Origin of the sequence: Nonomuraea jabiensis, assembly GCF_014204795.1 — a bacterium.
GTDB lineage: Bacteria > Actinomycetota > Actinomycetes > Streptosporangiales > Streptosporangiaceae > Nonomuraea > Nonomuraea jabiensis.
Genome location: NZ_JACHMB010000001.1, coordinates 2,179,322 through 2,191,180, shown reverse-complemented (window position 1 = coordinate 2,191,180; position 11,859 = coordinate 2,179,322). Strand labels below are relative to the sequence as shown.

Genomic DNA, 11,859 nt, shown 5'->3' with positions numbered 1-11,859 from the left:
TGCTCGCGCCCGGGGGAGGGCCTGCAGTGACCACCAGCAGTTCGGAGTTCTCCGTCTCCGGCCCGCGCTACAACCGGCGCGGCCCGGTGCGCTGGCTCTGGTCCCACCTTCGCCGGCATCCGGTGCACCTGCTCGGGTTCCTCGGCGGGTCGCTGGTCATGGTGGTGCTCAACGCCATGGTGCCGCAGTTCACCGGCGACGCCTTCGACTCCGTGCTGGGCCAGCGGGGCGAGCCGCTGGACGCGCTCGGCTCCATCGCGCTCGCGCTGCTGGCGATCGTGCTGGCGCGGGGGCTGTTCGACCTCGTGGCCAGGCTGTCGAGCGAGGTGCTGGCCAAGCGCCTTGAGCGGGACGCGCGCGACGAGCTCTACGTGAGCCTGCTCGGCAAGAGCCAGACCTTCCACAACCGGCAGCGGGTGGGCGACCTGATGGCCCGGGCCGCCAACGACATCCGGCAGCTCTCCGTCATGGTCACGCCCGGGCTCGACCTGATCGTGGACTCGGGGCTCACCGGGCTGGTGCCCCTCTTCTTCATCGCGGCGATCGATCCGCGGCTGCTGCTGGCGCCCGGGCTGTTCGCCGTCGTGTTCGCGGTCGCGCTCTGGCACTACATGCGGCAGCTCACCCCGGTGGCCACACGCATGCGCGAGCAGTTCGGCGATCTCAACGCCGGGCTCAACCAGGCGGTGCGCGGCATCGAGGTGATCAAGGTGACCGCCCAGGAGGGGCAGGAGCGGCGGCGCTTCCGTGCCGACGCGCGGCTCTACCGCGACCTGTTCGTACGCAACGGGCTGGTCCAGGCCCGCTACCTGCCCACCCTGCTGTTCTCCTTCGCCATGGCCGGGGCGCTGTGGCACGCCCTCTATCTCCAGGGCATCGGGGCGATCACCATCGGCGAGCTGGTGGCGTTCATGGGGCTCATGGGCCAGCTCGGGTTCCCCACGCAGATGTCGATCTTCACGTTCTCCCTGATCCAGATCGGCATCGTGTCCTCGCGCCGGATCCTGAGCGTCGTCACCTCCGACAGCGAGCTCGAGCAGCGGGCCGAGGGGCACGCCGCGCCGATCAGCGGGGAGCTCGTCTTCGAGGACGTGACGTTCGGTTACGAGGACGACGAGGAGCCGGCGGTGCGCGGGGTGACGTTCACCGTGCGGCCGGGGGAGACGGTGGCGATCGTCGGCGAGACCGGGTCGGGCAAGAGCACGCTGACCAAGCTGGTGCCGCGGATCTACGACGTCACGTCCGGGCGGATCCTCGTCGACGGCGTGGACGTGCGCGACTGGGACCTCGACTCGCTGCGCTCCCAGATCTCCACCATCGAGCAGGACATCGTGCTGTTCTCGCGGTCGGTGTCCGAGAACATCGCCTTCAGCCTGGGGCAGCGGGCCGATCACGAGGCCGTAGTGCGGGCGGCGGAGGACGCCCAGGCCGCCGAGTTCATCGCCGAGCTGGACGACGGCTACGAGACCGTGATCGGGGAGCGCGGGGTCACGCTCTCCGGCGGTCAGCGGCAGCGGCTGGCCATCGCCCGGGCGCTGCTGACCGATCCGGCGATCCTCGTGCTCGACGACTCGACCAGCGCGATCGACTCCGCCACCGAGGACAGGATCCAGCAGGCGATCGGGCGCATCCTCGAAGGGCGCACCACGCTGCTGATCACCCACCGGCTCTCGCAGATCCGGTGGGCGGACAAGGTGCTGCTGCTCAGACGCGGCGAAGTGGTCGACTTCGGCACCCACGACGAGCTGATCGCGCGCAGCCGGCTCTACCGCCGGATCTTCGCGCACTACGACGAGGTCGAGCTGGACGACGAGGTCGAGCTGAACGGCGGGGCCAAGCTGGACGGCGAGGTCAAGCTGGACGGCGATGGTGACGTCGGCGGTGAGGGCGCCGCGGACGATGGCGGTGGCGTGGCCACTGCCGCGGACGGTGGCGGTGGCGGTGGCGGTGGCGTGGACGCTGCCGAGGACGGGGTGCTGGCCGCCGAGCAGGGAAGGGCGCGCTGATGGGCTTCATCATGGACGGCCTCGACGCCGAGGACTACGACCGCACCTACAGCGATCGTGCCCTGCTGCGCCGCATCATGTCGTACTTCCGGCCCAAGCTGGGGTCGATGATCCTCGTCGCCACCATGATCGTGCTGCTGTCCGCGAGCCAGGCGGCCGTGCCTGCGCTGGGCAGCCTGGCCGTCGACGCGGTCTCCGACGGCACCATCGGCGCGGTGGGCTGGCAGCTCACCGCGGGCATCCTGGCCACCGGGGTGCTCTCGTGGATCTTCAACTTCATCCGGCAGAAATACAGCGCGCAGGTCACCGGTGACGTGGTGCTCCGGCTGCGCGAGGACGCGTTCGACGCGGTGCTGGAGCGCGACCTGTCGTTCTACGACGAGACCCCGTCCGGCAAGATCGTCAGCCGGGTGACGTCCGACACCGACGACTTCGCCACCGTCTCCACGCTGACGATGGACCTGATCAGCCAGGTGCTGATGGTCGGCTTCGTCACGGTCCTGCTGTTCGTGCGCAGCGTCGAGCTGGCCCTGCTGACCCTGCTGGTGGTGCCGATCGTGGTGGGGCTGGCGCTGATGTTCCGGCGGCTGGCCAGGATCAGCACGCGCAGGGCGCAGCGCTCGCTCAGCCGCGTCAACGCCAACCTGCAGGAGACCATGGGCGGCATCGCGGTCGCCAAGAACTTCCGCCAGGAGCAGCAGGTCTACGACGAGTTCCGGCCGATCAACCGGCAGAGCTACCAGGTGACCCTCCGGCAGGGGTTCGTCTTCTCCACCATCTTCCCCGTACTCTTCCTGGTGGCCGGGCTCGCGACGGTGGGCCTGGTCCGGTTGGGCGGCGCGCAGGTGCTCGACGGCGGGCTGTCCGCGGGCGACTGGTACCTGTTCCTGCAGGGCGTGTCGCTCTTCTGGTTCCCGCTGACGTCCATCGCCGCCTTCTGGTCCCAGTTCCAGCAGGGGCTGTCCGCGTCCGAGCGCGTCTTCGCCCTGATCGACGCCCCGCCCCGGGTGGTGCAGAGCGCCGCCGAGCCGCCCGGCAGGCTGGCCGGGCGCATCGAGTTCCAGGGCGTCACCTTCGGGTACGACGCCGCCAACCCGGTGCTGCGCGACTTCGACCTGCGCATCGAGGCGGGGGAGACCGTGGCGCTGGTCGGTCACACCGGCGCCGGCAAGTCGACGCTCAGCAAGCTGATCACCCGCTTCTACGAGTTCCAGGAAGGCCGCCTGCTGATCGACGGGCGCGACATCCGCACCCTTGAGCTGGGCGCCTACCGCAGCCAGATCGGCGCGGTGCCGCAGGCCCCGTTCCTGTTCAGCGGCACGGTCGCCGACAACATCCGCTACCCGCGGCCGGAGGCGGGCGACGACGAGGTACGCGCCGCGGCGGCCGCGGTGGGCGGCGGCGACTGGATGGAGGCCCTGCCCCACGGGCTGGAGACGGACGTGGGCGAGCACGGGCGGGCGCTGTCGATGGGGCAGCGGCAGCTCGTCGCGCTGGCCCGGCTGCTGATCCAGGACCCGGCGATCGTGGTCCTGGACGAGGCCACGGCCAGCGTCGACCCGCTGACCGAGGCCCAGATCCAGGAGGGCCTCGACCTGGTGCTGGCCGGCCGGACCTCGATCGTCATCGCGCACCGGCTCTCGACGATCGAGCACGTCGATCGCATCATCGTGCTGGATCACGGGCGGATCGTGGAGGAGGGCGACCACGCGACCCTGCTGGCGCGCGGGGGGCGCTACTGCGAGGTCTACAACACCTACTTCCGCCACCAGTCACCCAACTACCGCGCGGGCTCCGGCTTCGTCTCCGTGACGAGCGGCGGCTCCGGCTGACCACTCGGCTCGCCGCTGCTCAGGTTGCCGGCTCGTCGCCTTCGACCAGCGGCGCCGGCTTGGCGAGCAGCGCGAACCTCCCGGTCAGCCAATCGGCGAGCAGGTCGCGCTCGACGAGCAGCAGCCGCTGGCGTGCGTTCGTCGCCTCCTGGCGGGCCGGGCTGGTGAGGCGCCCCGAGGTGATGAGCACGCCGGTGTGCCCGGTGAAGGCGTTGGCCAGGGCTCCGAGGAAGTTGCGGACCGCCGGTGCACCGACGGCCTTGTTGTAGCGCTTGCACTGGACGGCGCATGGCGTGCCGTCGGGTGCGACAGCGGTGATGTCCACACCGCCGTCCCCGCTGCCGCCTCGGATCCGCACCCGGCGGAACCCCTGGGCGATCATGTGCTCGGCGACCAGCTGCTCGAACTGCGGGCCGGTCATGAGATCGACTTTCTCCAGGGCCGCGTTGGCCGCGAGGAACTGCAGGCGGCGGGCCTGGATGACCCGGTGCCGAAGGAAGAGCCCGCCGGTCAGGGCCGCGATCAGGACGATGGTGATGGCTATCGCCCAGCCGGGATATTCGGTGATGAGGTAGGCCACGAAAGCGATCGCAACACCGGCTCCCACCAGGCCCATCAGCCGAAGATCGTCGATGCCGTTCGACTTTCGCCGCTTGTTGCCCCGTCTGGATCCCCTCGCCATGGGCCCCTCCTGGAAGACCGGTGTTGATGGGGAGTATGAGGCGCGGCACCGACAGAATCTGCACGCTGAAGAAAATCACAATAGAGCGCCGTTTATCCATGCCGTCTGTTTCCGCCTAATGCGCCGGAAACCGCTCCAGCCCACGGGTCTGGCATGGGATGCGGTCGAGCGTCTTTCCCGCACGTATGCCGGTTCGCCGAGGTTGCAGCCATAGTGGCTGCGGCAGGTGCCGCCGCTGACTGTCATGATCCCTGCCGACCCGGATCGCGATCCAGCGCTATTTCGTGAGGCCCTGAAGCGTCTGGAAGCGGTCGCCGAAAGGCTGAGCCCATGAGCAAGACGATTACCTATGTCATCACCTACGAGAACGGGCGCTGGGTGTCGCGTTGCCCTACTGGCGAGATTGAGGGCGTCGGCGTGGCGTGTGCACCAGTTGAAGGTCAGCGCCTGACAAGTCGTCCGGGGTCAGCGGGCGGCAGTGCTGCTCGACCGGCTGGACTGGGGTGACGGCTGCTGGTGGTGCGGGCGGTTACGGTCCTCAAGGCTTTGGGCCAGGATCCGTAGGTCCGAGCCGTGATCCGGATTGAGTGGCTTGATCACCTCCTACTCGCGGGCTCCGGCCCCCACAGGATCGTTTCGCTTTCAGGGCGAAGTATGAGCACTTCGGGCACCTGGTTCTTCTCGGGGGAGGGCCGGTCTCGCGGTGCGGTGCCCAAGGTCCTGTCGCGTGGATCCTGGCGAGAACTTGATCGAGTCTCCACCTGCAGTGGGCTGGTCTGTGACGATTGTCCATTTTCGTGACTTGTGTGGTAAATCTTCTCCGTCACGCTTGTCACGGAGGTCCCATGCGTACCTTGCCCATCGTCGGTTTGACCGCCTTGATGCTCGGGCTGGGTACCCACGCCGCCGTCGCCGAGCCCCCAGCGGCGGATGCGCCGCTCGCGCGTCAGGTCCCGACGACGTTCGCGGCCGGGAGCGACTACTGGACCCCCGAGCGGATGCGGGCCGCCCAGCCGCTTGCCGCCCCCGACGAGGCGGGGAGCGGCTCGGGCAAGAGCGTGACGCCGTACGCGGCGCAGGAGCAGGTGGACATCGCGCCCACCCCGTCGGCCGGTACGAAGCGGTGGGTCACCCCGTACGTCACCTCGGCGGCCAAGCAGCGGACGTGGAAGTCCGGTGGCCTCATCGCCAAGACGGCGGGCAAGGTGTTCGGCACCGGGGGCAACGGCAGGGACTTCGTCGCCTCCGGCAACGTCGTGACCAGCGCGGACGGAGACGTGGTCGTCACCGTCGGGCACGCGTTGATCGACGGCGAGGGCCGGTGGAGCACCAACCTGGTCTTCGTCCCGGCGTACAAGAACGGCTCGGCGCCCTACGGCAAGTTCGTGGCGCGGACCATGTTCATCTGGTCGGGCTACTACAAGAACGGTGCTCACCAGCCGCCGTTCGACTTCGGCATGCTGGTCGTCAAGCCGGTGAAGGGCAAGACGGTCGTGCAGACCGTGGGTGGGCAGGGCATCAGGTTCAACTCCACCGCCGCCGGTTCGTCCAACCTGCTGCTCGGCTACCCGAGCAACGGGAACGGCGGGCAGACCCTGCAGTACTGCAGCGGCGCGTCGGCGACGCCGGCGTACGGCATGAAGTACGCGCTGCTGTGCGACATGGGTGGGGGTTCCAGCGGCGGTCCGTGGTTCCAGAGCTTCAACAAGATCACTGGCACTGGCTACCAGATCTCCACCCACGCGCTGCGTAACAGCACCACCAGCTACGGCTCCTACTTCGGTCCTGAGGCGCTCAAGACGTTCCGCGCCGCAGAGGCCGCCTGAGCGCCGACGACTGCCGTGGCCTCGCCGACTGCCATGGCCCCGCCAACCGCCTCGGCCGTTCCAAGGCCGTAGGCCACTGTTGATGTGACAATAGGGGGAAATGTGACCACGCTCAGCCGCCGACGGCTCCTCCAGGTGGGCGCGGGTGCCGTGCCGGCGATCGCGCTCGGGGCGCGTCCCGCGTCCGCCAGCGCGGCAGAGCCGCTGACCACGGGTGTCGTGCCGAGCGCGCTGGCCGGGTTCGACAAGGCGATGAAGACGTTCATCACGGAACGGGACATCTCCTGCGCCCAGCTCGCGGTCGCCAAGAACGGCAAGATCCTGCTCGCCCGCGGCTACGGGTTCTACTCCAAGCCGGGCGCCCCCATCGTGCGGGTGCAGCCGACGTCCCTGTTCCGGGTCGCCAGCCTCAGCAAGAACATCACGGCGGCCGCGATCGTCCGGCTGGTCCAGGACGGCAAGCTGACCCTGGGCGCCAAGGTGGCCACCGTGCTGGGGTTGTCCACCACGGCGGACCCCCGGCTGGCGAACGTCACCATGTGGCGCCTGCTCCAGCACCTCGGCGGCTGGGACTCGAGCGTGTCGAGCGACCCGCTGTGGAACGACCACACGATCTCCGCGTCGCTGGACGCGCCGCTGCCGATCGACCACGCCGACATCATCAAGTACGTCACCGCGAGGAAGCTCGACCACGACCCGGGCACGAAGTTCTCCTACAGCAACTACGGCTACATGCTGGCCGGGCGGGTCATCGAGAAGGTCTCCGGCATGAGCTACGAGTCGTACGTGCGGCAGAAGCTCCTCGCCCCCGCCGGGATCACCCGGCTGCGCCTGGGCCGCAGCCTCCGCTCCGAGGCCTTCTCCACCGAGGTGACCTACGCCTCGAAGTACACCCGCAAGAGCGTCGTGGACCAGTCGGGCGCCGTCGTGCCGTACCCCTACGGCGGTTTCAACATGCCCAACCAGGACGCGAACGGCGGCTGGCTCGCCTCGGCCGTCGACCTGGTCAAGTGGGGCTTCGTCTTCAACGCCGCCGGGCCCGTGCTCAACTCCACGTCGATCTCCCGGATCTTCGCCAAGCCCGAGATCGGCGTGAACGCCAACGGCTCCTGGTACGGCCTCGGCTGGTACGTGCGCAACAACAACGCCGGAGGGCTGAACACCTGGCACACCGGCAGCATGCCCGGCACGTACAGCTTCCTGGCGAGGGTGCAGAACGGCGTCAGCTACTGCGCGATCTTCAACCGCAGGGAGGAGGAGGGCACGCCCGACTTCGACGCGATCGACCCCATCCTCGGCGAGGCGATCGGCACCGTGAAGACGTGGCCCACCACGGACCTGGCCCCCAGATACTTCTGAAATCGCCCTCGTGACCACCAATGTTGCGTCATGTAACGTCGCGGGAAAGGTAAGACCTACCGAGGAGCGGTAGATGGCAGAGGAGCAGCGACTCGACGCGACAGGTCAGCAGCAGACGAGAAGGCAACTGGTCCGGGCGGTCATCGCCTCCGCCGTGGGGACCTCGATCGAATGGTACGACTTCTTCCTCTACGGCTTCGCCGCCAGCACGATCTTCGCGGAGCTGTTCTTCCCCAAGAGCGACCCGACCACGGGCCTGCTCCTGTCTCTCGGCACTTACTTCGGAGGATTCGCCGCCCGCCCGATCGGGGCGGCGATCTTCGGGCACTACGGCGATCGGATCGGCCGCAAGGCCACGCTCATCATCACGCTCCTGAGCATGGGCATCGCCACCGCGCTGGTCGGGCTGGTGCCGACGTACGAGCAGATCGGCATCTGGGGCGGCATCCTGCTGACCGTGCTGCGGCTGCTGCAGGGCATCAGCGTCGGCGGTGAGTGGGGCGGGTCCGTGCTGCTGGCCACCGAGTGGGGGCAGTCGCGCGGCGGGCGGCGGGGGTTCCTGGGGAGCTGGCCGCAGTTCGGGGTGCCCGTCGGGCTCGTGCTCGGCTACCTGGCCCTCGAGGTGTTCCAGCCGCTCGACCCCTACTGGGGCTGGCGCATCCCGTTCCTGCTCAGCATCGTGATGGCCGGGGTCGGCCTCTACATCAGGCTCGGCATCCTGGAGACGCCCGTCTTCACCAAGGTCCTGCAGGAGAACCGGGTCGAACGCGTCCCCGTACGCGAGGTCATCGTCAGGAACTGGCGGGAGATCGTGCTGAGCGCGCTGCTCAGGACCGGTCAGCAGGCGCCGTTCTACATCTTCACCGTCTTCATCCTCACGTACGCCACCAAGACCCTGGGGTTCCAGGCGGGTGACATCTACCCGTACGTCATCGCCGCCGGGATCGTGTCGCTGTTCACCGTCCCCTTCTGGGGATACGTCTCGGACATCGTGGGGCGCCGCAAGCTCTACATCATCGGCGCGGCGGCCATGGTGGTCTGGTCGTTCGTCTACTGGCCGCTGCTGGACACCCGCGTCCCCTCGCTGGTCCTGCTGGCCATCGTGCTGGCGGCGCCCATCCACGACATCCAGTACGGTCCGCAGGCCACGTTCATCGCCGAGAGCTTCACCGGGCGGCTGCGCTACAGCGGGGCCTCGCTCGGCTACCAGCTGGCCTCGGTGACGGCGGGCGGGCCCGCGCCGCTGATCGCGGTCTGGCTGTACGCGACGTACCAGAGCTCGTTCGCCATAGCCGTCTATATGGCGATATGTGCGCTGATCAGTGTGGTTGCGGCGTTCGCCTTGAAGGACCGGTCGAAGCAGGACTACGCGGTCGAGTACGACGACGTACAAACCGAGCCCAGGACCGAGACCAGCCCCTGAGTCACGCGTCGCTCGGGCCCGGCGTCCAGCCGGTGGCCTGAGACCAGTCGTCGGCGTGGCGGAGCGTGTCCCAGATGAACGGCCGCTTCGCCTCGACGTACCGGTGCCGCTCGTGCCGGAACTCGGCCGCGAGACGCCGCTTGACCGTCGCGTACTCGGCCGCGGCCCCGGCGTGGGCGCGCAGGTAGTCGCGGAAGAGCAGGGAGAGCTGCTGGGAGAAGCTGCCCAGCACGCGTACGTGGACGTGCGTGCGGCGCTCGCCCGGCGCCTCGCGGAAGTAGCGCTTGGTCAGGTCGGGATTGTCCGCCCGGTACACCAGGCCGAGGCTCTCCAGCGGCGACCTGAACGCCTCCAGCGGCTCGAACGACCGCACCGACACCTGGACGTCGATCACCGGCTTGGCCGCCAGGCCGGGCACCGCGGTCGATCCGATGTGATCGATCCGCGGTGCCACGTCGCCGAGCCGCCGGCGCAGGGCCTCGCCGATCCTGGCGAACTCCTCCTGCCAGGCCGGGTCGTGGTCCACTATTTCGACGGGGTCTGCCATGCGCCGATTATCCTGCGTCCCATCAGCCGAAGGCGCGGACCTCCAGGAGGCCGACCGAGCCCTGGCCGCTCTGCAGCACGACCCGCAGCCTGGTGGTGCTGACAGCGGTGAACGTGACCGGGTTGTACGCCCCGGCCGTGATCCCGTACGCGCTCGCCCCGGGTACGTCCGCGTACGCGCTGCCGTTCCAGTACTGCAGCTTCCACGAGGCGGGCACGCGCACGCCGCCGCCGTCGTCGAAGAAGTAGACCTCGGCCGACTTGACCGTCTGGGCCGAGGACCAGGTCAGCTCGGCCCACTGGGTGCCGGTCTCCGGCCAGGTGCCCCAGCGCGGGCTGGGCACGAGGCCGTCGTTGATGGCCGCGACGCTCTCCCAGGGCGAGGTGTAGGAGGCCGAGGGCGTCGCGCTCGAGGCCAGGTTGACGGGCGTGGGGTCGCCGCCCCCGCCGCCGAAGGCGAGGTCGTCGTCGCTGAAGATCGGGTGGGACGGGTTGACGTCCGCCTCGCCACCGCCGCCGTCGCAGCGCCGGTCCGGGTTGAACATCAGGTACGTGCCCGAGGAGCAGGCCGTCGCGGGCTCGGCGTCGCCGCCGATGACCACGCTGCCGCCGAGGTTGGCGCCGCCCTGGACCAGCGCGCTGTTCTTCACCACGGCGTTGCCGCCGACGGTCGCGCCGCTGTTGACCCAGGCCAGGTCCTCGATGCGGGCGTTGCCGCTGACCGTGCTGTTGCCGTACACGGCGGCCCGGGGGCCGACGTAGGCGGTGGCGGCCACGTTGGCGCGGTTGTCCACCCAGCCGCCGCCGTTGGAGTGCCAGTGGCCGCCGCCCGGCGCGGCCGGCTTCACGTGGCCGGGCTCGAAGCCCCACGGCGTGGCGCCCTGCAGGCGGAACTGGTACGGGTAGCGGTAGTTCTTGGGGTAGCCGTCGAGGAAGGCGTACTTGTGCACCGCGCTCGGGGCGCCGACGACCACGAGGTAGACGTCCTTCTCGCCCGCCTGGGTCTGGAAGGTCACCTCGCCGTTCGAGGAATTGTAGATCGGGCTGTAGCGGGGCGTGCCGTTCTTCACCGCGACGAACCCGTACGACCAGCCCGACCCGGCCGCGGAGTTGACGTGGCCCCTGAACCGCATCCGGATGAGCGCGCCGTCGCTGCTCGGGACGAGGCGGATCTTGTTGTAGCCGTAGTCGGAGGGGGCGAGGGCGTCGGAGATGCGGAAGTGCCCGGCTGCCGCGTTGACGGCCTGCACCTCCACGCCGTTGTAGGCGGTGACGAAGGGATACAGGCTGTTGATGAACGGCATGAAGTCGGCGCGGTTGGAGTAGTCCCACGTGACGTTGCGCTGGGCGTACTCACCCAGCCGCCGGTTGAGTTCCGCCTGGTCGATGCCGGCGATGCGGCGGTAGGTCTCCAGCGGGTGCTCGTTGCTCCTGGCCTCGTTCCACAGGCGGTTGAACATGGCCAGCCCGTCGCGGTCCTTGATGTACTGCAGCAGCATCCAGTTGCCGTAGTGGTGCCGGCTGCTGCTGTAGGCGAGGTTCTCCGTGCGGATGAACCTCGTCAGGTCACCCGCGGCCGTCTTCGGGTAGACCTGCATGGCCATGAACTCGGCGCTCGTCTCCCAGAACGTGCCCGCGCTCGGGTCCGTGAACCCGTAGCCGGACCTGCCGAGGAACGTGTAGTTCTGGAACACGTGCCCCAGCTCGTGCGCCAGCCCCCAGGAGCCGGGGAGCGCGGCGGCGGGGGCGATGTTGATGACGCCGACCTTGCCGTCGGTCGAGCCGCCCGTCGCCCACGCGTCGAGCGGCGCGTTCGACCAGGTCCTGGTGACGATGACGATGATCTTGTACTGGGCCAGCAGCCCGGTCTCCGGCGTGAACTTCATGGTGTTCACGTAGAAGGAGTAGAGGCTCTCGAGCTGGCTGAGCATGTTGTCGGGGTCGAAGTTGTACGGGGAGGGCGCGGTCTTGGGGTTCGTGCCCGATCGGTCGCCCCATAACAAGATGAAGTTCGCCGATTCCTTCGTACGGTCGCTCGCCCACGGCACCTCGCCGGTGCTCTGCCAGCGCGCCGGGATGAAGACGCTCTTGGCCGCCGCTGTGGCCGCCGGGGTGGTCGTGAGGAACGCGGTGACAAGCATCAGCAGGGCGACCGCCGCCGCCCGCAATCGTCTCATTCGGAAAC

At 68.9% G+C, this 11,859-nt stretch carries 8 protein-coding genes; 5 read left to right on the top strand and 3 right to left on the bottom strand.

Translation table 11 applies throughout. The annotated features are described in order from the left end of the window. The first annotated feature begins 26 nt into the window (after positions 1-26). Positions 27-2,006, top strand: a complete 1,980-nt coding sequence (locus tag HD596_RS09325; RefSeq protein ID WP_313043393.1) for an ABC transporter ATP-binding protein — start codon at positions 27-29, stop codon at positions 2,004-2,006. Further along, complete coding sequence (locus HD596_RS09320; RefSeq protein WP_185068874.1) at positions 2,006-3,838, top strand: ABC transporter ATP-binding protein; 1,833 nt, start codon at positions 2,006-2,008, stop codon at positions 3,836-3,838. Before HD596_RS09325 ends, HD596_RS09320 begins: the two co-directional genes overlap by 1 nt. Positions 3,839-3,857: 19 nt before the next feature. Here HD596_RS09320 and HD596_RS09315 read toward each other — a convergent pair whose 3' ends face one another. Continuing rightward, positions 3,858-4,520, bottom strand: coding sequence for a restriction endonuclease (locus HD596_RS09315; protein WP_185068873.1), 663 nt, complete (start codon positions 4,518-4,520; stop codon positions 3,858-3,860). A gap of 845 nt (positions 4,521-5,365) precedes the next feature. On the opposite strand from HD596_RS09315, the gene HD596_RS09310 reads away from it, so the two are divergent. The 3 genes from HD596_RS09310 to HD596_RS09300 all read left to right on the top strand — a co-directional run bounded on the left by HD596_RS09310 (position 5,366) and on the right by HD596_RS09300 (position 9,128). Continuing rightward, a complete protein-coding gene (locus tag HD596_RS09310) occupies positions 5,366-6,346 on the top strand; it encodes a trypsin-like serine peptidase (protein WP_185068872.1) in 981 nt (326 codons plus the stop codon). A gap of 102 nt (positions 6,347-6,448) precedes the next feature. Continuing rightward, positions 6,449-7,705 (top strand): serine hydrolase domain-containing protein, encoded by a 1,257-nt coding sequence (locus HD596_RS09305; protein ID WP_185068871.1) that lies wholly within the window; start codon positions 6,449-6,451, stop codon positions 7,703-7,705. 73 nt (positions 7,706-7,778) lie between these two features. Further along, the gene (locus tag HD596_RS09300) at positions 7,779-9,128 is read left to right on the top strand and encodes an MFS transporter (protein WP_185068870.1); all 1,350 of its coding nucleotides are present in this window, start codon (positions 7,779-7,781) and stop codon (positions 9,126-9,128) included. Between the two features lies 1 nt (position 9,129). Here the strand turns inward: HD596_RS09300 and HD596_RS09295 are convergent, their stop codons facing one another. Together HD596_RS09295 and HD596_RS60305 are read right to left on the bottom strand one after the other, a co-directional pair. Continuing rightward, complete coding sequence (locus HD596_RS09295; RefSeq protein WP_185068869.1) at positions 9,130-9,675, bottom strand: GrpB family protein; 546 nt, start codon at positions 9,673-9,675, stop codon at positions 9,130-9,132. A gap of 22 nt (positions 9,676-9,697) precedes the next feature. Beyond that, a complete protein-coding gene (locus HD596_RS60305) occupies positions 9,698-11,851 on the bottom strand; it encodes a DUF6055 domain-containing protein (RefSeq protein WP_221519250.1) in 2,154 nt (717 codons plus the stop codon). Between the last annotated feature and the right edge of the window lie 8 nt (positions 11,852-11,859).